The sequence below is a fragment of the Microvirga terricola genome, from assembly GCF_011777495.1.
In the GTDB taxonomy this organism is placed as follows: Bacteria; Pseudomonadota; Alphaproteobacteria; order Rhizobiales; family Beijerinckiaceae; genus Microvirga; species Microvirga terricola.
Genome location: NZ_JAATJS010000001.1, coordinates 162,921 through 187,572, shown reverse-complemented (window position 1 = coordinate 187,572; position 24,652 = coordinate 162,921). Strand labels below are relative to the sequence as shown.

The following is a 24,652-nucleotide window of genomic DNA, read 5'->3' as shown; positions in this document are numbered from 1 at the left end:
GCCGGAAAATGCGCTAGAGCCTTTGTCACACAGTCCGTTTGAGTTTGAGGAAACACCCATGTCTTCTCGTCCCGTCCCCCGTTCCGGCATCATGGACATCGAGGCCTATGTGCCCGGCAAGAGCGCGGCCAAGGGTGTCACGAAGATCCATAAGCTCTCGTCGAACGAGACGCCGCTCGGCCCCTCGCCGAAGGTGGTGGAGGCGATCCGCACCGTGGGCGACCTCGAGCTTTATCCCGACGGGTCGGCCACGAAGCTTCGCGAGGCCATTGCCGCGAAATACGGGCTCGATCCCAACCGCATCATCTGCGGCGCGGGCTCGGACGAGCTTTTGTCGCTGGTCACGAACGCCTATGTCGGCCCGGGCGACGAGGGCATTTTCTCCGAGCACGGCTTCCTCGTCTATCGCATCGCGATCCTCGCGGCGGGCGGCGTACCGGTGGTGGCGAAGGAGAAGGATTATCACGCCGATGTGGATGCGATCCTCGCCAAGGTGACGCCGAAGACCAAGATCGTCTTCCTCGCCAATCCCAATAACCCGACCGGCACCTATCTGCCGTTCGACGAGGTGAAGCGTCTGCATGCGGGCCTGCCGCCGCATGTGCTGCTCGTGCTCGATGCGGCCTACGCGGAATACGTGCGCCGGAACGACTATTCCTCCGGTCTCGAACTCGTTGCCACCGCAGACAACGTGGTGATGACCCGCACCTTCTCGAAGATCTACGGTCTCGCGAACTTGCGTCTCGGCTGGATGGTCGGTCCCGCCCATGTCATCGATGCGGTCAACCGCATCCGCGGCCCGTTCAACATCAACGGCCCGGCGCTGGTTGCTGGCATCGCCGCGATCCAGGACGATGCGCATGTGGCGAAGGCCGTCGCGCACAACGATGAATGGGCCGCTTGGCTCACCCGCGAGATCGAGGCGCTCGGTCTCAAGGTCACGCCGAGCGTCGGCAACTTCCTGCTGATCCATTTCCCTGAAACGCCGGGCAAGACCTCGAAGGAGGCGGATGCCTTTTTGTCGAGCCGTGGCCTGATCTTGCGCCGGATCGATGCCTATGGGCTGCCTCATGCCCTGCGCCTCACCGTTGGCAGCGAAGAGGCGAACCGTCTTGTCGTCTCGGCTCTGCGCGATTTTCTGAGCGGCGCGAAGTCCCATGCCTGAGCGTCTCGGTCCTCCCCGCGACACGCCGCTGTTCGGGCGCGTCGCACTGGTCGGCCTCGGGCTGATCGGCTCCTCCATTGCGCGTGCCACGCAGCGCCTCAAGCTTGCGGGCACACTCGTTGCCATCGACAACAGCGAGGCGGTCGTTGCGCGCGTGCGTGACTTGGGGATTGCGGATGAAGCGACCACCGATGTCGCCGCCGGCGTGAAGGATGCGGATCTCGTCATCCTTTGCGTGCCGGTCGGCGCGTGTGGCGCGGTCGCCGAGGCGATGGGGCCGTCTCTGAAGCCGGGCTGCATCGTGTCGGATGTCGGTTCGGTCAAAACCTCGGTCATCAATCAGGTTCAGCCGCACCTGCCAGCGGGCGTGCATCTCGTTCCCGCGCATCCGGTCGCGGGCACGGAACATTCCGGCCCCGACGCCGGCTTTGCGACGCTGTTCTTCAATCGCTGGTGCATTTTGACGCCGCCCGAAGGCGCGGATGAAGCGGCCGTCGCGCGCGTGAACGCGTTCTGGCAGACGCTGGGTTCCAAGGTGGAAGTCATGACGGCGCAACATCACGATCTGGTGCTTGCCATCACAAGCCATGTGCCGCACCTCATCGCCTACAACATCGTCGGCACGGCGGCGGATCTGGAAACCGTCACACAGGGCGAGGTGATCAAGTTCTCGGCCGGCGGTTTTCGGGACTTCACCCGCATCGCCGCGTCCGATCCCACCATGTGGCGCGACATCTTCCTGCACAACAAGGAAGCGGTGCTCGAAATGCTCGGTCGCCTCAACGAGGATATCGCGCTGCTCGCGCGTGCCATCCGCTGGGGCGAGGGCGACAAACTGTTTGACCTCTTCACCCGCACCCGCGCCATCCGGCGCGGCATCATCTCGGAAGGCCAGGAAACGGCGGAGCCGGATTTCGGCCGCCGCCGGGAAGGTCAGTAAAGCGGCATCAGCCTGATGCTGGGGATCACGAAAGGCCCCAGCACGAGGCGTCCGTTCTCGAGCCGCAGGGACGGCAGGGGCATGAGCTGCGGTTGCGCATTGGGCTGGCCTGCGGCGGCCTTTGCGCCCTGACCGAGCAGCGCGCCGATGAGCGCCCCATTCGTGCGCCCGCCGACAGCATTGCCGAGGAGACCATCGAGCCCCGCCGCTGCAATGCTCAGCTGGCCCGCGGGCCGATGCAATTCATCCAATTGCAGAGCGCCTTTCGCCTCCAATCGGCGCGGCCCCTTCGCCATGGACAACATGAGAATGTCGAGCTTGCCGCCGGCGGTGCGCCAGCGTTCCAGCTCCTCGGCAACAGGTCGGCCGCGAAAGCCCTCGGCTTGCGAGGCCGTGACGTCCGCGCTCAGATCCACCGGGTCCGCTCCACCGACCAGCGCGTCGAGAAACGGAATCGAGGCCTGCTTCACCGACACAGCGGCGTCATAGGCTTTTTCCTCCGCGCGGGAGGGGTTGGGGCGGATGTGAAGCTCCACATGCTTCCCTACGGTCACGATCTCGTTTTCGGCGAGTCCGCTGATGGTGAAGCGTGGCGCGTCGGCAGCAATCGAGAGACGCTGGAAGCCATTCTGCGTGGTATGCACGCTCGTCTGCAGCAGATCCCAACTGCCCTGAACGGTCACTTTGCCGTCGGTGAAAGTCAGCGGCCCGTCGATCTCGGTGATGATGAGGCGGGGCTGATAGACCTGCGCGATGGACTCGACGCGGCCGAGCGATGCGCTGATCGCCCCCTGCTTCAGGGAAAGGGTGTCGCAGGTGACCTCGATGCGGAACGGATAGCCGCCCATCCAACGATCCTCACAGGTCCATTGGCGGCCCGCCTTGGCCTCAGCCGCAAGCCACGCATCCATCGCGTCGCTGGTGCGGTTGCGGATGACGAACCAGGCGACGCTCCACGCGATGGCGACCAGAAGCAGGATGGTGATGGGCGCATAAAGCCAGAAGCGATTGCTGCGGGCGCTCGCTTCGGTCAGGGACTCATCCATTCTTGCTTCTCCAGTTGGGCGGTTTCAGCGCGCGGTCGGTTTCGGGTTCCCCTTTCCCGGCACACGCTCTAGTAACGGCTAGCGTCGGAAACAGGCAAGGTTCGGGCATGGCGGATGCAATGAGCGATCTTTCGGACGATTTGTGGGTGTTCGGCTACGGCTCACTTATGTGGCGTCCGGGTTTTCCTTTCGTGGAAACCCGCCACGCGCATCTCTCCGGCTATCACCGCTCGCTCTGCGTCTTCTCCCATGTTCATCGCGGTACGCCCGACAATCCGGGGCTGGTTCTTGGCCTCGACCGGGGCGGGCGCTGCCATGGGGTTGCCTTCCGCGTGACCCCGCAGGAGGCCGAGGCGACGGTGCATTACCTTCGCGAGCGCGAGCAGGTGACGGCGGTCTATCTCGAACGGCGTCTGCCGGTCCGCCTCAATGACGGACGCGCGGTCACGGCCCTGGCCTATGTGGTGGACCGCAAGCATGAGCAATATGCCGGCCGCCTCGCGTTTGAAGAAGTACTGACGCTGGTGCGCCAGGGCCGAGGCGTCTCCGGGGCGAATCCGGATTACGTCCGCTCGACCCACGAGCATTTGCTCGGCATGGGCGTGGTCGATCCGCTTTTGGCGCGGCTCATGACCTCGCTGGCCTGAAGAGCCTGCCAGGTCAGGCTTTGGAGAGGTTCGCGGGTTTCGACGCGGGGTCGAGGCCGAGTTCACGGCGTCCCTGAGCGAGAAGCCGATTGCTCGCCGTCTCGATCTCGTCCTGCAGCTTCTGGAAAAACGCGTCGCGCGGCAGGCCTGCCGGAATCGGGTCGAGGATTTCGATGCGGATCGTGCCGGGGCGGCGGATGAACTGACGGCGCGGCCAGTAAAGGCCGGAATTCAGCGCGACCGGCAGGCAGGGCACCTCGAGGCTCCGATAGAGGTGCGAGACGCCGACCTTGTAGGCCGGGGGCGCTCCGGCAGGGCGCCGCGTCCCTTCGGGGAAGATCAGGATCTGGCGTCCGTGAGCGGCTTCCTCATGCGCCCGCGCCATCATCTGAATGAGGGCCTGCGATCCCTTCTTGCGGTTCACGGGCACGGAGCCGCCCTTCCAGGTGTACCAGCCGAAGAACGGAATCCACATCAGCTCCCGCTTCAGGATGAAGGCCGGGTCGTCGAAGAGAGGCAGGAGCGCAAAGGTCTCCCACAGCGACTGGTGCTTGGCTGCGACGAGGATGCCACCCGGCGGAATCTTCTCCCGCCCGATGATCTCGACTCGTGTTCCCGCCAACACCCGCAGGAGCCAGTTGGATGAGACTGCCCAGAGCTTCGCGCCGCGCATGAAGATCCGCCGGGGCAGAACGAGGGTCGGGATGAGCAGGATCAGCCACCCGATCAGGTTGAGATAGAAGGCGACGTTGAACAGCAGGGAACGGAGAATGAGCATGGCTTCGCGGCAAAAGAAAAGCGGAGCTTCGCGCTCCGCGTTACCAGTACTTTAGCGCGATTGCGGCTCCGCGACCACCTGCTTCACGGGCTGGTGGATGATGTGAACGACCGCGGAGGATTCCGGGTCGTCCTCCAGCCGGGTTCGGAGCCAGACGAGCAGGAACTTGACGTATTCGGACGCCACCACCTTGGCCGTGGTCGGGTTATGCCACCAATCATGCGGGTCGATGGTCGCCGCGACCGGGTAAGGAATTTTTTGCAGGTTTGGCAGGGCGTGGTCCAGCTCCACGAGCGTGCGCGGCATGTGGTAGTTCGAAGTCACCACGATGATGGCGTCGAAACGGTTTCTCTCGGCCCAGCGCCGGGTCTCGATGGCGTTGCCGATGGTGTTGCGCGCCCGGTAGTCCAGGTCCACGCAGCATTCGAAAAGCCGCCGCTGGCCCGGATTGAGGCGAGAGATTTCCTCTCGGCTGGTGCGTTCGTTGACGCCGGAAATCAGAAGCCTTTTGGCGTAGCCGTTGGCAAGAAGGTCGATGGCATCCCCGATGCGCTGCGCGCCGCCGGTGAGCGCCACGATGCCGTCCGCTCGCGTCTCGGGCTTCTGCTCGAATCGGTCGAGGGAATAGACGAAGGCAAGGAAGCCGAGAAAACCGATGGCGAGGAAGGTGAGGACCGCATAGAGGCCGGTCAAAAGGCCGAGCTTCAACCAGGGTCGCCGCGCCCGGAGAGGGGGCGATCCGGCATTGTTCCAACCCCAACCCAAGGCCTCGGTGTGATCCATAGCGTTCCGCGTCGCCGAACTCTGCGTTCGCGAGGTCATCTTGACGGAGGATAGTGCGGAATGCGGCAACGGAGTGGCAACCCTTTCACTTAACGGTAACCATCATCCTCACCCGTTTTCGTTAAGAAAACGTCGTACCGTGAGCCGGGAAACAATGCCGGTGATCACTGCGACAGCAAGCGCGATGAGAAGAACCAGAAAGTAGCCGCGCCAGCTGATGCTGAAGGAGCCGAAAAGCGCTTCGATCTGGTCGCCCGCCGGGCTTGCTCGCCAGGAACTCGTCACGAAGCCGACGATGGTGGTCAAAACGAGCGCGACGCCCGCCCCGACAGCCGCACCGCGCAGGCCGAGCGCGAAGAACCGGCGCTGGAATTCCTTGGCGATGAAATCATCGTTCGCGCCCACGAAATGCAACACGTCCACCACTTCGCGGTTGCCCGCCATGGCGCCCCTTGTCGCAAACGTGACCGCGAGGCCTGCCGCCACGAGTACGAGGATCACCAGGACGGTCCCAACCCCGATGATGGTGTTGGCCATGGTGGAAAGCCGCGAGACCCACAGCGCATGGTCGTCGAGCGAGGCGCCGGGCACCTGCTCCTTCAAGGCTTGGCGCAGGGGCGTGAAATCGGGCCTCGCTCCCTCTTTCAGCTTGATGACGATGAGGCGTGGTACGGGCAGGTCGTTGAAATCGAGCCCCGTGCCGAGCCAGGGCTCCAGCAGGCGCTCGGATTCGGTCTTCGAGAAGGGTTGGGCCTGTTCGACGCCCGGCATCTGGCGCGCCAGCGCCACGGCGCGGTCGACATCCGCCTCGATGGCCCGCTGGGCGTTGGGGCGGACCTGGATCGTGACCTCGCGGGCGATGTCGGAGCGCCATTGGGACGAACTGGTGGCCACCAGTTCCGCACCTCCTGCGCAAAGGGCCGCGAGGAAGGTGAGAATCGCGATCACAGCGGCAAGGGCCTGCCCGCCCGCCGAATCCACCGGAACGAGCGGGGCATTGCGCCTTAAGGACGCGGGGAGGGGGCGTTGGCCTTCCTCAGGCTTTGCCGGCTGCGTGGAGCGGGGCTGCTTCATCCCGCTCACTCGTCGATATGCAGCCGCCCGTCGCCGAGCACGAGGCGGCGCACGCTGAGCTGATCCATGAGGCTGAAATCGTGGGTCGCGATGACGACCGAGGTGCCGAGCCGGTTGAGTTCGATGAACAGGCGCAGCAGGCGGCGGGCAAGCGAGGGGTCCACGTTGCCGGTGGGCTCGTCGGCCAGAAGCAGGTCGGGACGCACGATCAGCGCCCGGGCGATGGCCGCACGCTGCTTCTCGCCGCCGGAGAGAACCGGCGGCAGCATGTGCATCCGGTCGCCCAGCCCCACCCAGCGCAGAAGTTCGACCACCTCGTTGCGATAGCTCGTCTCCTCCTTGCCCTGGACGCGCAGGGGCAGAGCGACGTTCTCATAGGTCGTGAGATGGTCGAGCAGGCGAAAGTCCTGAAACACTACGCCCATGCGGCGGCGCAGATCGGTCAGCTCGTCCTTCGAGATGCGGGAGACATCCTCGCCGAAGAGTGAAATCAATCCCCGCGTCGGTTTGACCGAGAGCAGAATCAGCCGCAGCAGCGTCGTTTTGCCCGCGCCGGAGGGGCCGGTGAGAAACTGGAACGAATTCGGCTCGATGGAAAAGGTCAGGTCGCGCAGGACCTCGGGCCCCATGCCGTAGCGCACGCCCACATTCTCGAAGTGCACGGCGGCTGGCGCCGGGCCTTCCTCGAAACCGGTGTCGAATAACGCTTTCACACGCCCCTGGGCCATTCCTTATCGCTTCAAGTGTGACCGGCGGATCGGGCCGCCGGGTGCCAATTCGTTTCGCTTATCGCCTCTTAATCCTCAACAAGACAATAAAATTCCAGCGGCTGTAGGAGCGCAGGCAACAGTCTTCGCGATGCTATCGGATCTTTTCTCAAGGATGAACCGCTCGGGATTTTGGGCGAGAGGCACTGAGTCCGTTTGACTTCGCAGTCTGGCCATGGTCGTGAAAGGGAGAGAAAAGATCTTACGTCGGCTTACGTAACAAGCCGCATCACCTTTTGGACGGACTGACGATGACTGGCACGCCGCGTATTCGGGTTCTCTTCAACGAGGAAACCATCGCCAAGCGCAATGAGGAACTGGCGCAGGACATCGCGCGCTCGAACCCTGAAAACCTGCTCGTCGTCGCCGTTTTGAAGGGCAGCTTCATGTTCGCGGCGGACCTTCTTCGCGCGCTGCACCGGGTCGGTCTCGAGCCCCAGGTCGAGTTCGTGCACCTCTCGAGCTATCTCGACGGCACGGTGTCCACCGGGAATGTGACGATCCTGCGCGACGTGGAAAGCGACGTGCGCGGCCGCGACATTCTGCTCGTGGATGACATTCTCGAATCCGGCCGCACGGTCACTTTCGCCAAGGATCTGCTGATGGCGCGCGGCGCGAAGCGGGTTCTGACTACGGTGCTGCTGGAAAAGCCCGGCAAGCGCGCGGTCAGCATCGAGGCCGATTTCGTCGGTTTCACCTGCCCGGACCTGTTCGTAGTCGGCTACGGCATGGATGTCGCCCATTCATACCGCCAGCTGCCCTTCGTCGGCGTGGTCGACCACGCGAATCAGGACCCCGATTTGTTCGATAAGGCTTAAAGGCGGGCAGTCGCCTAAGCCCCCAAAACCGCCTCCCGGAGGTTCTTCATGTCCTCGTCGCGCTCCAGCTGGTCGAAACGCAGCCTCGCCGCCCAGGCCATGGGCCATGTGGACCCGATCACGAAGGCGGTCGTGCCGCCGATCCATGTGGCGACGACCTATATCCGCGATGAGGACAACGCCTATTCCTCCGGCTTCGTCTATGGCCGGCCCGACAACGCCACCATCCGCGAGGCGGAAGAGGTGCTGGCGATGCTGGAGGACGCCGAGGCCGGTGCGCTCCTGTTTTCCTCCGGCATGGCGGCGGCGACTGCCGTCTTCCAGGCGCTGAATCCCGGCGATCATGTGGTCGCCTCCAAGGTCATGTACTGGGCTCTCCGCAATTGGCTGATGACGGAAGCCGTCCGCTGGGGCCTCGTCGTCGATTTTGCGGAAACGGACAATCTCGATGCCTTGCGTGCGGCGGTTCAGCCGGGGCGCACCAAGCTGGTGTGGATCGAGACGCCCTCCAACCCGCTCTGGACGATCACCGACATCGCAGGCGCCGCGGCAATCGCCCATGAGGCGGGCGCGCGTCTCGCGGTCGATTCCACCACCGCCTCGCCCTTCCACACCCGGCCCCTGACGCTCGGCGCCGACATCGTCATGCACGCGGCCACCAAGGTGCTGAACGGGCATTCCGATGTGGTCGCGGGCGCGCTTGCGGGCGCGAAGGCGGATGAGTTCTGGGCGAGGGTGGTTTCCATCCGCAAGATGCAAGGCGCGATTCTCGGCCCCTTCGAGGCCTACCTGCTCATGCGTGGAATGCGGACCCTGCATCTGCGCGCCGCCGCCCAGACCAAGAGCGCCATGGATCTGGCCGTGCGCCTCTCGGTCCATCCCAAGGTCGCGCGCGTGCTCTATCCCGGCCTACCGCAGCATCCCGGCCACGACATCGCCGCCCGGCAGATGGAGGGCGGGTTCGGCTTCATGCTGTCGATCCAGCTGACCGGAGGGGAAGCGGCCGCGATCCGCACGGCGGCGCGAGTGCGCCTCTGGAAACGTGCGACTTCACTCGGTGGGGTGGAAAGCCTCATCGAGCACCGCGCCTCCATCGAGGGGCCGGGCACACCGTGCCCCGCGGATCTCCTGCGCTTGTCCACAGGCATCGAGGACGTGGAAGACCTTTACCGAGATCTCGACGAGGCCCTGAAACCCGCCTGAGAAGGTTGCCCCGCAACTCGCGGAAACCATTAGGCGGCTATTATTGATCTTGTCACAAATTTCGTGTTCCCTCAGGCGGGAGCGAACGCTGTTTCGCCAGGGGAATGAGACCATGTCAGGGACTTTGATTACTCGCCGTAGAGCCCTCCAGACGGGTGTGGCCGCGGCTGCCGTTGCAGGCCTGCCGAAATTCGCTTTTGCGGGCGATCCGGTCATCAAGCTGCGCGTGCTGGAGACGACGGATCTCCACGTCAACGTGATGCCTTACGACTATTATCGCGATGCCGCTGACGACACGGTCGGTCTGGCGCGCACGGCGACCCTCGTGAAGACGGCGCGGGCCGAGGCGAAGAACAGCATGCTGTTCGATAATGGCGACCTGATCCAGGGTTCCCCACTCGGCGACTTCGTAGCCTATCGCCGTGGCATGAAGAACGGCGACGTCCATCCGATGGTCGCCGCCATGAACACCCTGAACTACGATTGCGGCACGCTCGGTAACCACGAATTCAACTACGGCCTCGAGTACCTGCAGAACTCGCTCGGCACGGCGAAATTCCCGCTGGTCTGCGCCAACGTCATCAAGGCCGATGGCTCGACGCTGCTGAAGCCCTGGCTCATCCTCGACCGCGAGTTCGTCGACGAGGCCGGCGCGAAGCACAAGCTGAAGATCGGCGTGATCGGCTTCGTGCCGCCGCAGATCGTGCAGTGGGACAAGGCGCATCTCGACAACAAGGCGACAACTGTCGACATCGTCGATGCAGCCAACAAGCATGTTCCTGACCTGAAGAAGGCTGGCGCTGACATCGTCGTTGCGCTCTGCCATTCGGGCATCGCGGGCGGCGAGCGCAAGGGCGGTGAGGAAAACGCCGCGCTGCACCTCGCCAAGGTCGAGGGCATCGACGTCATCTTCACCGGCCACCAGCACTTCGTGTTCCCCGGCGGCAAGGAATTCGCCAACATTCCCGGCGTCGATGTGGAGAAGGGCACGCTGCACGGCAAGCCGGCGGTCATGGCCGGTTTCTGGGGCAGCCACCTCGGCATCGTCGATCTCGAATTGACCAAGGCCAGCGACACCTGGAAGGTCGCGACCTTCCGCACCGAGGCGCGCCCGATCTATGATCGCGTCGACCGCAAGATCGTGCCGAAGGTGGAATCGGAAGCAGCTGTCATTGCGGCCGTTCAGGGTGATCATGACGGCGCGCTGAAATACGTGCGCGAGGCTGTCGGCACCACGTCGGTTCCGATTCACTCGTATTTCTCTCTCGTCGCCGACGATGCCTCCGTGAAGATCGTCGCCGAGGCGCAGGCCTGGTACGTGGCCGATCTTCTGAAAAACACGCCTTACAAGGACCTGCCGCTGCTCTCCGCGGCCGCGCCCTTCAAGGCCGGCGGACGCGGCGGCCCGAACTACTTCACCGACATCAAGCCCGGCCCGCTCGCCATCAAGGACATGGCGGACATCTACATCTATCCGAACACGGTGCGCGCGGTGAAAGTCACCGGCGCGCAGGTGCGCGAATGGCTGGAACGCTCGGCTGGCGTGTTCAACCAGATCGACGCGTCGAAGAGCGGCGAGCAGGACCTCATCAATCAGAAGTTCCCGGCCTATAACTTCGACGTGATCGCGGGCGTGCAATACAAGATCGATCCGACACAAGCCTCGCGCTACGACGACAACGGCAAGGTCATCGCGCCGGATGCGCACCGTATCAAGGATCTGACCTACAACGGCAAGCCGGTGACGGACGATCAGGTCTTCATCGTCGCGACCAACAACTACCGCGCAGGCGGCGGCGGCAACTTCCCCGGTGCCGACGGAAAGACCATCGTGTTCGAGGCACCTGACCTCACGCGCGATGCGATCATGCGCTTCATCATCGAGCGCAAGACGGTCGCGCCGAAGGCCGATGGTTCGTGGTCGCTGGCGATCCCCGCCAACGTCACCGCGACCTTCACCACCGGCCCGAACGCCGCCGCCTATCAGCCGGCCGGCATCAAGGTCGAGAAGCTGGGCGACGCGCCGGAAGGCTTCATCAAGTATCGCGTCTCGAACTGATAAATCGGGTTCAAGATCGTCAGACGGCCGGGCACTCGCCCGGCCGTTTTCGTTTGGCGATGGTGAACGTCGTGAGAGGTCCTCCTCTGCACTAGACGTGGTGCACCGGTCGCAGCGGATATCGGCCACAAAAAAGGCCTCCTGGAGGAGGCCTTTTTCTTTCGAAGAGATGGCAAAAGGTCAGATGACGAGGAAGTCCGCGTAGGTCATCTTGAGGCCCTTGGTGATGGTCGCGAGCAACCGCAGGACTCCCGGCCCAAGACGCATGGTCTCGGGCGCCAGGAGACGAGGGTCGGAGTTGGGGGCGGGGTGTCCGGCGCGTGTCCGCAGCTCTCACCAAGCCCGAATCGGAAGACAACGTACTTTATTGCGTAACGTTTAAACAGTCTCTGAAATGGCGATGTGCTTTGCCGCACAGGCGAGACTCGATCTTCCCGTCCCTCGCTTGGGCTTGAAACGCCGCGCCGAGTCTTGTTGTGCCGGTCAGTTCTGCCGATCGAGGTGCAGGCGTCGCGCGGCGATGATGGTGCCGTTCAGCTCGCCGCCGAAGAGGAAGATCGCGCCGAGTGTGTAGAGGAAGATGAGCACGACCATCGCGGTGGCGAGGCCGCCGTAGGTGGAGGCGTAAGCCGCGGGGAAGAATTCGAGATACCAGCTGAACCCCAGGCCGCCGAGAAGCCAAAGCACCAGCGTGACGCCGACGCCCGGCAGCACCGAGCGGAAGGTTCGCTGCCCCGCAGGAATGAATTTGTGGGCCGCGAGCAAGCCGACCACGGAGACGAGCGTCGCAATGCCGATGCGCAGGAAATCGATGACGCCGCCGAAGGTTTGCAGCGCCGGCACCCAGCGTAAGAGCGCGCGCCAGACGAAGGGGCCAAGCACGAGAAGAAAGGCGAGCGCGAGCATCACGAACGCACCGCCGATGACGAAGGCGATGGATTCGAGCCGCGTCAGCCACCACGCCCGTGTCTCGCGCACGCCGTAGGCGCGGTTGAGGCCGACGCGCAGGCTCTCGACGCCGCTCGAGGAGAAATAGAGTGCGAGGACGAGACCGAGAGTGAAGACGCCACCCTGTCGCTCGGTGAGGATGCGGTGGATCTCGCCTGCGATGGGCTCGGCGATTTCCTTCGGCCAGGCTTCCAGAATGATCTCGGCGGCGTTGTCCGCAAGCGAAGCGCTGCCGAAAAGGCCCGCGACTGCCGTGAGCAGGATCAGGAAGGGAAACAGCGATGTCAGCATCGAGAGCGCGATATGGCTGGCGATGGCCCAGGCATCATGCCGCAGGAAGCGATTAGCAGCGATCGCGACGATCTCGAGGGCGAAGCGCGAACGGTTCAAAAGGGATCCTTCTCTACGCGGCTGGAGATGGCGTAAGGGCTGGCATGGGCAAGGGGCACGTGCCTCATGCTACCAGCAGGTTCGGGCCTTCCGAAAGTCTGCCACAGAAATCCTCTGGCCTCCCTATATGAAAAGGCCTCCCGAAGGAGGCCTTTCCTTAAGTGTCGTGCTGATGGCTCAGATGATGAGGAAGTCGGCCGAGGTCAGCGCGAGACCTTTCTTGACGGTAGCGAAAGCTACCGCTGCCTTCGCTCCCGATCCGTCGACGTCGTAGTAGAGGATGCCCTTGGTTTTGTTGTAGACGATGTAATCGTTCGCGTCCTTAGCCTTGTCGCCGACGGTGAAGAAGGCCTTGTTGAGCTTTCCAGGCTTTGCGACCGAGCCCTTGCCGACCTTGGTGAAGATCTTGTTCTCCAACCAGATCGTATCGTCCTTGACGTTGAAGTCGGCGAGTTTGTCGACATTGGTCTTGGCGTTCAGCGCGGTGTTAAACACGAAGATGTCCTTGCCTGCACCACCGGTGAGGACATCCTTGCCCAGTCCACCTGCGATCTTGTTCGCTCCCGCGTTGCCTGTAAGCGTGTCATTCAGCTTGCCGCCAGTCAGGTTGATCGCCGCCGAGCCGATGGCCACCACCTTGTTGGTGCCCGATGTGTCGATGATGACATCGCCCACATCATCGACATAATAAGTGTCGTTACCGACCCCACCTTGCATCGTATCGGCGCCAGCGCCGCCAATGATGATATTATCGTTCTCATTGCCGACGATGTTGTTGTTCAACGCATTGCCGGTAAGCTGAATGGCCTGCGGCTTGCCGGCCAGAGCCGTGAGGTTTTCGACATTCGTGCCGAGAGTGTAGCTGATTTCCGTGAACACGCGATCGGTGCCCTCGTTGAAACCTTCCTCAACCAGATCGCCACTTTCGTTGACGTAGTACGTGTCGTCGCCCGCAGCGCCGCTCATGGTGTCCGCGCCTGCGCGGCCATCGAGGATGTTGGCCTCAGAGTTACCGATGAACTTGTCGCCGTTCGCCGTGCCCCGCAGCGCCTCAACTTTGGTCAGAACATCACCTTCGGCCTGGCCGCCCTTGCCGAGCCCGGTCTCCAAGTTGACCTCGACGGCAGCACTGTTCAGCTCATAGCAAGCCCAATCGATGCCATCGCCACCGTCGAGACTGTCGGCTCCGTTATAGCCCCAGAACTCATCATTGCCTGCGCCGCCCACGAAAGTCTGGGCATGCATGTTGCCGCCCATGGTGTCGTTGTAGTCGGAGCCGATCACCTTTTCGATGCTCGTAAACCTGTCGCCCGCGGCTTCACCAACCTCCACGATGGAGTAGGTCATGTCGAAGGAAATGGCAGACGCGGCATATTGATAAGTGACCACATCGATGCCGCTATCCGTCTGATCAGTCTCGAAGCTTCCATAAAACCGGTCAGCACCTGCGCCGCCAATCAGCGTGTCGCTGCCGAATCCGCCCTCAAGCTTGTTATCTTTCGCGTCGCCGATGAGTAGGTCGTCGTGCGCTGATCCGAGCAAGCCCTCGATTGAGTCGAAAACGTCGCCTGCGGCTTCGCCCGTGTTGAGGATCCCGTACAGACCTCCAAGATTCACCGTAACGCCAGCCGCTGCATAGGAATAAGATGCGGTGTCCCAGCCGTCGCCGCCCTCGAGCGTATCGGCTCCGCCCATGCCCCAGAGGAAGTCATTATCAGCGCCGCCGCGGAGAAGGTTGGCGTTGGCGTTGCCGCCGAGCCAATCGTTTTTGCTCGTGCCGATCAGACCGTCGATGTCGGTGTAGGTGTCGCCATTCGCTTCACCATAAGCGGCAAAAGCCCCCTGGAGACTAACCTTTACCGTGCCGGTCGATATGGCATACGAGACAACATTGAGTTTGCCAGTAAGGCCGAGGAAGCCTTCATTCGATGCCGTCTCGGCATAGAGAATGCTCAGGTTGGCGGGATCGGCGAGATAGGTCGTGTTGCTCATCGTGGTCCTCACAAGGCTCCGCGTGGGAGGTATGATTTAGAAGATTGGCCAAGGGTAACTGAGACGACTCAGTGGGAAACGCACCGCTAGTTATGCGCTATGTTGTACTATTGCAACAACGAAACATTTGCGGAGATGCGTTAAGAGATCGTGAAACGGCCTGAGGCGGCGTTGCCCCCTTTCCCCGGCGAAGTCGAAAAAGGATGATGCCAAAGGGACTTAATTCGCCTCGGCATTGGGTGCGAAGGCGGGACTGCAAATAGGGAGCAACGTAAAATGCCGCGTTCGGGCCGTGCGAAAACGCACGTGCGGCTTGGGAAATCTAAGCCCGGCAAGCCGCTAGATCATTGCCCGTTGGGAAGGCGCAGCGACAAAGCTAATCCTCCTCTCAAGAATTGAACCTGGTCCGAGGCAACGCATCAGCTCAGGTATGTTCTCGCCCGTCCCACGTCGTTGCTCTGGCTGCTTGTGTCGTAGGCCTTGTTCGGTGAGCGAATGGCATGGGCGTTGCGGTTTCTGGCCCATGTCGCATGGCCCTGCTGTCAGGCATCGCGATGCCGGGTGCGGCCGTAAAAAAGGCCTCCCAAGGGAGGCCTTTTTCAGATTAATCGGAGGGCCGGACGTTAGATGACCAGGAAGTCCGCGTAAGTCATCGTGAGGCCCTTGGTGATGGTCGCAAAGGCGACTGCCTTGCCTGCGCCAATACCGTCGGCGTCATAGTAGAGAACGCCCTTCGCCTTGTCGTAGATGATGCGGTCGTCCTTGTCGTGCGCGGTAGCGCCGGTCCAGAAGGCTCCCTTGGCGAGCACGCCCTTTTTCGCGACCTTCGTGAAGGTGCTTTTGGCCAGTTGGATCGTGTCGTCCTTCACGATGAAGTCGGCGACTTTGTCGATGTTGGAGGAAGACGGCTTCGTGTTGAACACGAAGGCATCCTTGCCCGTGCCGCCGGACAGCGTGTCTTTGCCTGCGCCGCCGTAAAGCGTGTCGTTTCCGGAGCTGGCATTGATGGTGTTGGCGCCGGAATTGCCGGTGATGACGTTGTTGCTGGCGTTACCGGTCAAGCGGATCGACGAGGAGCCGAGCGCCGTCAAGTTCTCGACATAGGCCGCCAACGTGTAGCTCACGGTGGTGAGAGCCTTGTCCGTGGTTCCGCCCGTCGCGGTTTCGATGATGCTGTCGCCCGCGTTGTCCACATAGTAGGTGTCGTTGCCACTGCCACCTTGCATCATGTCGGCGCCACTTCTGCCGTCGATGATGTTGTCGGCATCGTTTCCGATGATGAGATTGGTGTGGTAGTTGCCGTAAAGGTCGATCTTGTTGTTGCCGTCTATGGCCTTCAGAACCTCTATCTCCGCATTGCCTCGTGCTGCGAGATCGAAGGTCACGCTAGTGATCACGGTATCGTAACCTTGACCGCCGCCGTCGCGCAGATAATCGAGTGCGTTGTCGACGAAGTAGAGGTCGTTGTCCGCTTGGCCATTCATATTGTCGGCACCCAGGCCGCCGACCAAGGTGTCGTTGCCGTCCTTGCCGGCCAACGTGTCGTTGCCGGCGCCACCGTTGATGCTGTTGGCGACGTTGTTGCCGCTGAGCTGATCGTTGAAGGCCGAGCCCAGAAGATATTCGAAGTCTTTAAAGTGGTCGCCTGAATGATCGCCCACGCCGGCGCCGGTACCCTCAAGGCCGGGGTTTTGAAGGGTCACATTCACGCCCACCGTGCCGGTAGCCGGAGCATAGTGCTCGTAGGAAAGCGTATCGATGCCGTCGCCGCCGAACATGGTATCCGCGCCGGCTCCGCCTTCGATAGTGTCATCCCCGCCGCCGCCGACGATGCTGTCGGCACCGGCGCCGCCGATCAGCAGGTCGCCAAGCCTGCTATTACCGATGAGCGTATCGTTGAAGGCGGATCCGATGACGCCTTCGATGCTGATGAACTTATCGTTCGCGCCCTCGTCGACCAAGTCGTTCTGAGGATTCAGATTCACCGAGACGGCATCGGTTGCAGCCGCGTAGGAGACGACATCGAAGCCTTCCCCGCCGTTGAAGGTATCGGCTCCGCCGCCGCCGATAAGCGTGTCGTCGCCCTTGCCGCCTTCGAGGTTGTTGTCGGTTATTGCGTAACGTTTAACATACGAAATATCATCATATGTCTGGTGGCTGTGCTTCAGCACACTTGCCGATGGGTGGCGTGTGAAGGCTTCTCAATGAGAATTTCTCAGTAATCTGAATCTATTAGGGCGTTCCCCGTCGACTTTCCCGGGCGGCGGAGCGCGGATCGACAGGCGGCAGAACGCAGCGTAAGAAATAAGAATATCTCGTGTCGGCCTCTCCCATGCCCTCCAATCTCCTCGCCCGCCTCGCCCCGCCGCTCTTCGTCGTCATCTGGGCGACGGGTTTCATCGTGGCGCGTACCGTTGCGCCTTATGCGGAGCCGCTGACCTTTCTGCTGGTCCGCTATGTGCTGGCGATCCTCGTGCTGGCCCTGCTGGTGATGGCGACGCGGGCTCCCTGGCCGATAAACGCTCGCGATTGGCGCAACAGCTTCGTGGCGGGCATCCTGCTGCACGGGTTTTATCTCGGCGGGGTCTTCTGGGCGGTCAAACAAGGGCTGCCGGCGGGGATCACCGCCCTCGTGGCGGGGTTGCAGCCGCTGGTGACGGGCCTGCTTGCGGGTTCTCTTCTCGGCGAGCACGTCACTCCGCGCCGTTGGGTGGGCATCGGCCTTGGGTTTTTTGGGGCGGCGCTCGTGGTGCTGCCGAAGCTCGGAGGCGGGGTGCCTCCGCTGGCGCTCGGCATCTCCGTTCTCGCTATGCTCTCGATCACATTCGGCACCATCTGGCAGAAGCGGACCGGCGGCGCGCTCGACATGCGGGTGAACGCCATCATCCAGTACATGGGCGCGGCGGCCGTCACCGTGCCGATGGTGCTGTTATCGGAACAGGGCCACATGGAACTGACGCTTCCGCTTCTCGGCGCGCTCGCCTGGGCGGTGCTCGGCCTCTCCATCGGCGCGATTGGACTTCTGCTCTTCCTCATCCGCCAGGGCGCGGTAGTCGGCGTCGCAACGCTGCTCTATCTCGTGCCGCCGGTTGCCGCGCTCATGGCCTTCGCAATCTTCGGCGAGACCTTGAGTCTCGTTCAGATGGCGGGCATGGCCTGCGCGGCCTTGGGTGTTGCCGTGGCAAGTCGCGGGTAAGCAAAAAGAAAGCCCCAGGCGGGATGCCTGGGGTTTCGCGACAAGGCCAAAACCTATTTCGTGATGCGCACGGAAACGGGGTCGCTTGCCGGAAAGGATTCTTCTTCCGCCTCGTCGAGCCGGCGGTCCAGCGCTTCCTGCGAATTTTCCGGCAGTGTCCTGTCCCGCGTCTCGCGCTTTCGAGGCGTCTCTTTTCGGTTTTTGCGTTTTTCCTTCATCCCTTCTCTCCCAATCAGCAAAAAGCCTGATGGAAGAGAAACGCAGAAAGCGAAGCTTCGATCCCGAGAGAGCATGAAGGAGGCGGCGCAGGTTCTTGCGCCGCCTGTCGTTGTCACTGCTTAGCGCTGCTGCGAATTGACGAAGTAGTCGAAGGGCAGCTCCGCGATGCGGAACCAGGTGAGTTCCTTCTCGCGGAAGGCGTTCCAGGAATCGTAGATCTTCTTGAACTTCGCATTCGACGCGGCGATCTCGTTATAGAGCTTGAACGCCTCCTTGTAGCTCTGCTCCATCACGTCCTTCGGGAAGGCGCGCAGCAGCGCGCCCTGCGCCACGAGACGGCGGATCGCTTCGGCGTTTTCGGCGTCGTATTTCGCCACGCACATCGCATTCGCTTCCGCGCAAGCCGCGTCCAGAATGGCTTTGTAGTGCGCCGGCAGCGCGTTCCACTTGTCCATGTTCACATAGAGCGAAGGCTGCGCGCTGCCTTCCCAGAAGCCGGGATAGTAATAATACTTGGCGACCTTCACGAAGCCGAGCTTCTCGTCGTCGTAGGGGCCTGAGAACTCGACCGCATCGAGCGTGCCGCGCTCCAGCGCCGGGTAGATGTCGCCAGCGCCCAGAACCTGCGGCACCACGCCGAGCTTCGCCATGATCTGGCCGCCCATGCCGGCGATGCGCATTTTCAGGCCTTTAAGATCGTCGATGGAGGTGATCTCTTTGCGGAACCAGCCGCCCATCTGCGCGCCGGTCTGCCCGGCCGGGAAGGGCATGACGCCATAGTCCTTCATGAACTCGCGCACGAGCTGGAGACCACCGCCGTAATACATCCAGGCATTATGCTGGCGCACGTTCATGCCCCACGGCACGGAGGTCTCGAACATGAAGGTCGGGTCCTTGCCGATGAAGAAGCTCGACAGAGTGTAGGAGCATTCGACCGTGCCGTTCTGCGTCGCGTCGAGGGTCTGGAGCGGACCCACGATCTCGCCTGCGGCGAAGACCTGAATCTGGAACTTGTTGTCGGTTGCAGCCGCCACGCGCTTGGCGATCATGTCGCCCGCGCCGTAGAGCGTGTCGAGGCTTTTCGGGTAGCTCGACGCCATGCGCCAGCGGATTTCGGGCTGCGCCTGCGCAATGGCAGGGGAGGCGACTGCGCCCGCCATAGCCGCAAGCCCGGCACCTTTCAGCACTTTTCTTCTGTCCATGGGTGTTTCCTCGTCCCTTTGTTACGTTTCTGCCAGCGTGGCTGAACAATCCATAAAGGGGGGAGGCGCAACCAAGTCATCGTGCATACGGGGCGGGGCAGGTATGACGGCGCTGCATCTGCAACCTTCGCCTAATGACGCTGCAAAGAAAGAGCTCGCGCGTCACATGAAAATGGCCGGAGCGAGCCCGGCCATTTCGATTTGTCGCTTGCAACGAGACGATCAGTTCAACCGCACGCCTTCAGGTGCGCTCTTGGCTTCCTTGCCGACGCTGACATCGCCGATCATCAGGCCCATGGGGCCGAGATGCACTTTCACGGTCTCTCCGTCCTTGACCTCGCCGGAGAGGATCAGTTCCGCCAGCGGGTCCTGCACGTTCTTTTGGATCACGCGCTTCAGGGGTCGCGCGCCGTAAGCGGGGTCGTAGCCCTTGTCGGCGAGCCAGTCGCGCGCTTCAGCGTCCACATCGAGCGTGACCTTGCGGTCTTCCAGAAGCTTTTGCAGCCGCTGGAGCTGGATATCGACGATCGCGCCCATCTCGGTCCGCTTCAGGCGATGGAAGAGGATGATCTCGTCCACGCGGTTGAGGAACTCTGGGCGGAAATGCGAGCGCACCACCGCCATCACTTCGCCGCGCACCGCATCCGTATCCTCGCCCTCCTTCTGCGCCACGAGATATTCCGAGCCCAGATTCGAGGTCATGATGATGAGCGTGTTGCGGAAGTCGACCGTGCGGCCCTGTCCGTCCGTGAGACGTCCGTCGTCGAGCACCTGCAGCAGCACGTTGAACACGTCCGGATGCGCCTTCTCGATCTCGTCGAACAGCACGACCTGATAGGGCCTGCGGCGCACGGCTTCCGTCAACGCGCCGCCTTCCTCATAGCCGACATAGCCGGGGGGCGCGCCGATGAGGCGAGCGACCGAATGCTTCTCCATGTATTCCGACATGTCGAGGCGCACGAGCGCGGTGTCGTCGTCGAACAGGAAGCCGGCGAGCGCCTTCGTCAGCTCCGTCTTGCCGACGCCTGTGGGGCCGAGGAACATGAACGAGCCGAGCGGCCGGTTCGGGTCCTGCAAGCCGGCACGCGCGCGGCGCACGGCGGTCGAGACCGCCTCCACCGCTTCGCGCTGGCCGATGACGCGTTTGCCGAGTTCGTCTTCCATGTGAAGAAGTTTCTCGCGCTCGCCTTCGAGCATCTTGTCGACGGGAACGCCGGTCCAGCGGGAGACGACCTGCGCCACATGGTCGGGCGTCACCGCCTCTTCCATCAGACCTGAGCCGTTTTCGGCGGCTTCGGTGTAGGCGAGTTCCTTTTCCAGTTGCGGAATGATGCCGTAGGCCAGTTCGCCCGCGCGCTGATACTGACCCTGACGTTGCGCCGAGGCGAGTTCATTGCGCGCATCCTCGAGCTTCTTCTTCAATGCTGCCGCGCGACCGAGTTTATCCTTCTCGGATTTCCAGCGCGCGGTGATGGCGTCCGAGCGCTCCTGCAACTCCGCGAGTTCTTTCTCCAGACGCTGGAGGCGGTCCTTGGATGCGGCGTCGGTCTCCTTCTTCAGAGCTTCGGCTTCGATCCTCAAGCGCACGATCTCGCGGTCGATGGAATCAAGCTCTTCTGGCTTCGAATCGACCTGCATGCGCAGGCGCGACGAAGCCTCGTCGACGAGATCGATGGCCTTGTCCGGCAGGAAGCGGTCGGTGATGTAGCGGTTAGACAAGGTCGCAGCCGCCACGAGCGCCGAGTCGGTGATGCGCACGCCGTGATGCTGCTCATACTTCTCCTTCAGGCCGCGCAGGATCGACACCGTGTCTTCCACGGTCGGCTCGCTGACGAAGACCGGCTGGAAGCGACGAGCGAGCGCGGCGTCCTTCTCCACATGCTTGCGGTATTCGTCGAGCGTAGTCGCGCCGACGCAGTGCAGTTCGCCGCGCGCGAGCGCGGGCTTCAGGAGGTTCGAGGCGTCCATCGCGCCATCGGCTTTTCCTGCGCCGACGAGCGTATGCATCTCGTCGATGAAGAGGATGATGCCGCCATCTGCCGCCGTGACTTCGGTAAGCACGGCCTTCAGGCGTTCCTCGAACTCACCGCGATACTTTGCGCCGGCAATCAGTGCGCCCATGTCGAGGGCGAGCAACTGCTTGTCCTTCAAGCTCTCTGGCACGTCACCGTTGATGATGCGCAGCGCGAGTCCCTCGACGATGGCGGTCTTGCCGACGCCGGGCTCGCCGATGAGAACCGGGTTGTTCTTCGTGCGCCGCGACAGAACCTGGATCGTGCGGCGAATTTCTTCGTCACGGCCGATCACCGGATCGAGCTTGCCGTCGCGCGCTGCTTCGGTGAGATCGCGGGCATATTTTTTGAGCGCCTCATAGGCGTTCTCCGCCGTCGCATTGTCGGCGGTGCGGCCCTTGCGCAGGGCATTGATGGCTGCATTGAGCGATTGCGGCGTCACCCCGGCCTTCGCCAGAATCTTGCCAGCCTCCGAATCCTTGTCGACGGCGAGCGCGAGAAGCATTCGCTCCACGGTGACGTAAGAATCGCCTGCCTTCTCCGCAGCGCTCTCGGCTGAGTCGAAGAAGCGCATCAGGTCGCGCGTCGCCTGCGGCTGGGCCGCAGCGCCGGAGACCTTGGGCTGCTTGGCGAGCCATTGCTCGATCGCCGAGCGCGCCTCGCGCGAGCTGCCGCCCGCGCGGTCGATCAGGCCGGAGCAGAGGCCCTCGGGGTCGTCGAGCAGCACTTTCAGGAGATGGCCGGGAGCCAGTTGCGGGTGGCCCTCCCGCATGGCGAGGTTTTGCGCGGCCTGCACGAAACCGCGCGCGCGCTCGGTATACTTTTCAAAATTCATGTCTCATCCCTTCTGGGGCCCGCACGTCCTCTTTGAGGCCCGCCCGTACCCTGCGATGTCGGACCTTCCTGCGAAGCATCCGCTGAACCTTAGTTGGTGGGGCCAATCGGTCACAACAAGGGGGAGGAACCAGCCTCCAAGCGCCATCATTGACCCTTCGAGCAGCAAAGGAGGTTTTTGCGATGGTACGCGATCCGCGCTCCGAAGCGGAAAAGGCCCGCGCGGACTTGGCGCGCAACGACGCGCTCGGCATGGCCGTGCCGGAAAGCCCGGTGGAGCGGGAGCCCTCGGTGACGCCGAAAACCTTTGGCGACACCACCGAAAAGGCGAAGGTTGAAGCCGATCTCGAGCAGAGCATGGAAGCCTTTGAGATCGAGCGCGACGACGGCGATTCGACCGGCACGGGCACCATCCCTCCGAGCGGTGTGGTCCCCGTTTACCCGGAAGAGGGGGAAGAGGAGCAATCTTCAACCTCCGACGAGGATGTGCTCTCCCGGGCGAAGGAATAAGCCGCCGCCCGTTCTTGCGTCCCGCGACACACGGTTTTAGCGATGTGGCATGACCATTCGCATCGCCGCTCTCTATCGCTATCCCGTCAAGGGCCTCTCGCCCGAACAGCTCCCCTCAGCGGACCTCATCGCGGGCCGCCATTTTCCCGCCGACCGCATCTTCGCCATCGAGAACGGCCCGGCGGGCTTCGACCCGAAAAACCCGATCCATCAGCCCAAGGACAAGTTCCTGATGCTGATGCGCAACGCCAGCCTGGCGCAGCTCAAGACCCGCTATCTCGATGAGGCGACGACGCTCGTGATCGAGGAGGGCGGGCGCGAGGTGGCGCGGGGCGATCTGTCGACCCGGGAGGGGCGGCTCGCCGTTGAGGCCTTCATCCGCCGCTTCATGCCGAAGGAATTGCGCGGCGCGCCGAAGGTGTTGGCGGCCCCGGAGGGCATCCGTTTCACGGATTCACGGCGCGGCTTCGTGTCGATCATCAATTTGGCGAGCGTGCGGGCGCTGGAAGAGACTATCGGCGCGCCCGTCGATCCTCTGCGGTTCCGGGGCAATGTCCACGTGGAGGGCCTCGCGCCCTGGCAGGAATTCGACCTTGTGGACCGTGTGATCGTCAGCCCGTCCGGCATCCGCCTGCGCGGCATCAAGCGGATCGAGCGCTGCGCTGCCACCACCGTCGATCCCGCGACGGGTCTACGCGACCTGCAGATCCCCAAAGGCCTGATGAAGGGCTTCGGCCATGTGGATTGCGGCGTCTATGCCGAGGTTCTCTCCGGCGGCCGGATTGCGGAAGGCGACAGCTTCACGCCCGAGCAGGCGTAGGTTCGGACAACAAAAAGGGAGAGCAAAGCCCTCCCTTCATGGTCTTGCGATTGCCCTCGCGCCTTATTCGGCTGCGGGGGTTTTGATGTCGTCGCCGCTGAAATCCGCCTTGGCGCGGGCGTCGTCTTCCATCTCCTGACGGGTGCGGCGGCGGCGGCGCGGGCGAACCTCGCCCTCGTCGTTCGCGACGTCCTGCGGAGCCGGGGTCTTTTCCTCGATCTCGACCGAAACCGGAGCGCGCACCGGGTTGGTCAGGAAGGCCGGCAGACCGCCGGCATCGCCCGCTTCGCCCTCGTCGCGACGGCGGTCACGGCGGAAATCGCCACGGCCACCGCGATCCTGGCGCTCTTGGCGGTCAGGACGTTCCTGGCGGTCAGGACGCTCGCCGCGCTCGAAGGGCTGCTGCTCGTCGCGCTGGAAATCCTGCCGGGGGCCGCGATCGCGCTGGAAGCGCTCGCGCCGGTCGCCGCGCTCCTGACGATCGCCACGGTCCTGACGGTCACCGCGCTCCTGCCGATCTCCGCGATCGTGGCGTTCGCCGCGATCCTGACGGTCACCACGCTCGAAGCGGGCAGGGCGCTCGCCTTCAGGGCGGCTCTCGTAGGGCTGCGGCTGGGAGCCGAGATCGGCGTCGTCGCCGCCCATGCCGGCGCGCTCGAAGCTCGGGCGGTCGCCTTGGGCAAAGCCCTCCTCGTCGCCTTCGTCGTCAAAGCGCTGCTGATAGCCGTACTGCTCGCGCAGCTGCTCCTGTGCCGCGGCGATGATGCGGAAATAGTGCTCGGCGTGCTGGAAATAGTTTTCTGCCGCCACCGGGTCGCCGCTGGCCTGCGCATCGCGCGCGAGCTGGCTGTACTTCTCGGCGATATGCTGAGCCGTGCCGCGAATCTTCACGTCCGGGCCGTTCGACTCGTAGCTCCGGGTCAGAGGGTTCGGGCCCTTGTTGTTATTGTTGCGGTTACGACCGCGCATACGCCTGTTCTGTCCTGGTCTCATTCTGGTCTACGACCCTCGCTGGTTCCTTAAGGCCCACGCGATGCAAGCCAATGTTCACCGAACGGGCTTATCGCCCACCGTTCGCGTGGCAACCGTCTGATGTTCAGCCATAGCTTGAGGCCTGGCCATCCTTCAGTGTCGGGTTCAGATGATCGCGCCCGGCTGTTCAAAAAGCCCCTGCCTGCGCGATTGATATCGTTTGGTCTTCCGGCCTGTTCCTCAAAAGGGACCGCCGATTTGCTCAGACCGAGGACGA

At 62.9% G+C, this 24,652-nt stretch carries 21 protein-coding genes; 9 read left to right on the top strand and 12 right to left on the bottom strand.

All coding sequences use genetic code 11. The annotated features are described in order from the left end of the window. The first annotated feature begins 58 nt into the window (after positions 1-58). Complete coding sequence (gene hisC / locus HB375_RS00880) at positions 59-1,165, top strand: histidinol-phosphate transaminase (RefSeq protein ID WP_167671070.1); 1,107 nt, start codon at positions 59-61, stop codon at positions 1,163-1,165. Next, positions 1,158-2,105, top strand: a complete 948-nt coding sequence (locus HB375_RS00875) for a prephenate/arogenate dehydrogenase family protein (protein WP_167671069.1) — start codon at positions 1,158-1,160, stop codon at positions 2,103-2,105. The genes hisC and HB375_RS00875 overlap by 8 nt, the downstream gene beginning before the upstream one ends. On the opposite strand, the gene HB375_RS00870 is transcribed toward HB375_RS00875, so the two are convergent. Beyond that, the gene (locus tag HB375_RS00870) at positions 2,099-3,151 is read right to left on the bottom strand and encodes a DUF2125 domain-containing protein (RefSeq protein WP_167671068.1); all 1,053 of its coding nucleotides are present in this window, start codon (positions 3,149-3,151) and stop codon (positions 2,099-2,101) included. The genes HB375_RS00875 and HB375_RS00870 overlap by 7 nt on opposite strands. Before the next feature lie 119 nt (positions 3,152-3,270). On the opposite strand from HB375_RS00870, the gene HB375_RS00865 reads away from it, so the two are divergent. Then, a complete protein-coding gene (locus HB375_RS00865; protein ID WP_167671067.1) occupies positions 3,271-3,798 on the top strand; it encodes a gamma-glutamylcyclotransferase in 528 nt (175 codons plus the stop codon). 13 nt (positions 3,799-3,811) lie between these two features. On the opposite strand, the gene HB375_RS00860 is transcribed toward HB375_RS00865, so the two are convergent. The 4 genes from HB375_RS00860 to ftsE all read right to left on the bottom strand — a co-directional run bounded on the left by HB375_RS00860 (position 3,812) and on the right by ftsE (position 7,062). Then, on the bottom strand, positions 3,812-4,576 hold the full coding sequence (locus tag HB375_RS00860; RefSeq protein ID WP_167671066.1) for a lysophospholipid acyltransferase family protein: 765 nt from the start codon (positions 4,574-4,576) through the stop codon (positions 3,812-3,814). Positions 4,577-4,627: 51 nt separating this feature from the next. Next, the gene (locus HB375_RS00855) at positions 4,628-5,359 is read right to left on the bottom strand and encodes a YdcF family protein (RefSeq protein ID WP_246728281.1); all 732 of its coding nucleotides are present in this window, start codon (positions 5,357-5,359) and stop codon (positions 4,628-4,630) included. Between the two features lie 108 nt (positions 5,360-5,467). Beyond that, a complete protein-coding gene (locus tag HB375_RS00850; RefSeq protein WP_167671065.1) occupies positions 5,468-6,433 on the bottom strand; it encodes a cell division protein FtsX in 966 nt (321 codons plus the stop codon). A gap of 5 nt (positions 6,434-6,438) precedes the next feature. Then, positions 6,439-7,062, bottom strand: a complete 624-nt coding sequence (gene ftsE, locus HB375_RS00845; protein ID WP_246728326.1) for a cell division ATP-binding protein FtsE — start codon at positions 7,060-7,062, stop codon at positions 6,439-6,441. 389 nt (positions 7,063-7,451) lie between these two features. Between ftsE and hpt the strand changes: the two genes are divergently transcribed. From hpt to HB375_RS00830, 3 genes are all read left to right on the top strand, one after another. Beyond that, the gene (gene hpt, locus HB375_RS00840; protein ID WP_167671064.1) at positions 7,452-8,018 is read left to right on the top strand and encodes a hypoxanthine phosphoribosyltransferase; all 567 of its coding nucleotides are present in this window, start codon (positions 7,452-7,454) and stop codon (positions 8,016-8,018) included. 48 nt (positions 8,019-8,066) lie between these two features. Continuing rightward, the gene (locus tag HB375_RS00835) at positions 8,067-9,221 is read left to right on the top strand and encodes a trans-sulfuration enzyme family protein (protein WP_167671063.1); all 1,155 of its coding nucleotides are present in this window, start codon (positions 8,067-8,069) and stop codon (positions 9,219-9,221) included. A 112-nt stretch (positions 9,222-9,333) separates the two neighbouring features. Further along, a complete protein-coding gene (locus tag HB375_RS00830) occupies positions 9,334-11,280 on the top strand; it encodes a bifunctional 2',3'-cyclic-nucleotide 2'-phosphodiesterase/3'-nucleotidase (RefSeq protein WP_167671062.1) in 1,947 nt (648 codons plus the stop codon). A 483-nt stretch (positions 11,281-11,763) separates the two neighbouring features. Here HB375_RS00830 and HB375_RS00825 read toward each other — a convergent pair whose 3' ends face one another. From HB375_RS00825 to HB375_RS00815, 3 genes are all read right to left on the bottom strand, one after another. Further along, complete coding sequence (locus HB375_RS00825; protein WP_167671061.1) at positions 11,764-12,618, bottom strand: YihY/virulence factor BrkB family protein; 855 nt, start codon at positions 12,616-12,618, stop codon at positions 11,764-11,766. Positions 12,619-12,795: 177 nt separating this feature from the next. Then, positions 12,796-14,610, bottom strand: a complete 1,815-nt coding sequence (locus HB375_RS00820) for a calcium-binding protein (RefSeq protein ID WP_167671060.1) — start codon at positions 14,608-14,610, stop codon at positions 12,796-12,798. Between the two features lie 623 nt (positions 14,611-15,233). Beyond that, complete coding sequence (locus tag HB375_RS00815) at positions 15,234-16,781, bottom strand: calcium-binding protein (protein WP_167671057.1); 1,548 nt, start codon at positions 16,779-16,781, stop codon at positions 15,234-15,236. Positions 16,782-16,942: 161 nt separating this feature from the next. On the opposite strand from HB375_RS00815, the gene HB375_RS00810 reads away from it, so the two are divergent. After that, positions 16,943-17,806, top strand: coding sequence for a DMT family transporter (locus tag HB375_RS00810; RefSeq protein ID WP_167671055.1), 864 nt, complete (start codon positions 16,943-16,945; stop codon positions 17,804-17,806). A 53-nt stretch (positions 17,807-17,859) separates the two neighbouring features. Here HB375_RS00810 and HB375_RS00805 read toward each other — a convergent pair whose 3' ends face one another. The 3 genes from HB375_RS00805 to clpB all read right to left on the bottom strand — a co-directional run bounded on the left by HB375_RS00805 (position 17,860) and on the right by clpB (position 22,074). Next, positions 17,860-18,024, bottom strand: coding sequence for a hypothetical protein (locus HB375_RS00805; RefSeq protein WP_167671053.1), 165 nt, complete (start codon positions 18,022-18,024; stop codon positions 17,860-17,862). A gap of 120 nt (positions 18,025-18,144) precedes the next feature. Further along, positions 18,145-19,227 (bottom strand): TRAP transporter substrate-binding protein, encoded by a 1,083-nt coding sequence (locus HB375_RS00800; RefSeq protein ID WP_167671051.1) that lies wholly within the window; start codon positions 19,225-19,227, stop codon positions 18,145-18,147. Between the two features lie 222 nt (positions 19,228-19,449). Beyond that, entirely contained in the window at positions 19,450-22,074 is a 2,625-nt protein-coding gene (gene clpB, locus HB375_RS00795; protein WP_167671049.1) for an ATP-dependent chaperone ClpB, read from the bottom strand. Positions 22,075-22,256: 182 nt separating this feature from the next. Here clpB and HB375_RS00790 point away from each other — a divergent pair, with 182 nt between their 5' ends. Beyond that, positions 22,257-22,583: a hypothetical protein gene (locus HB375_RS00790; protein ID WP_167671047.1), complete on the top strand. Its 327-nt coding sequence runs from the start codon at positions 22,257-22,259 to the stop codon at positions 22,581-22,583. A gap of 49 nt (positions 22,584-22,632) precedes the next feature. Further along, positions 22,633-23,403 (top strand): MOSC domain-containing protein, encoded by a 771-nt coding sequence (locus tag HB375_RS00785; RefSeq protein ID WP_167671045.1) that lies wholly within the window; start codon positions 22,633-22,635, stop codon positions 23,401-23,403. Positions 23,404-23,466: 63 nt separating this feature from the next. Here the strand turns inward: HB375_RS00785 and HB375_RS00780 are convergent, their stop codons facing one another. Then, positions 23,467-24,372, bottom strand: coding sequence for a DUF4167 domain-containing protein (locus HB375_RS00780; RefSeq protein ID WP_167671043.1), 906 nt, complete (start codon positions 24,370-24,372; stop codon positions 23,467-23,469). Positions 24,373-24,652: the final 280 nt, after the last annotated feature.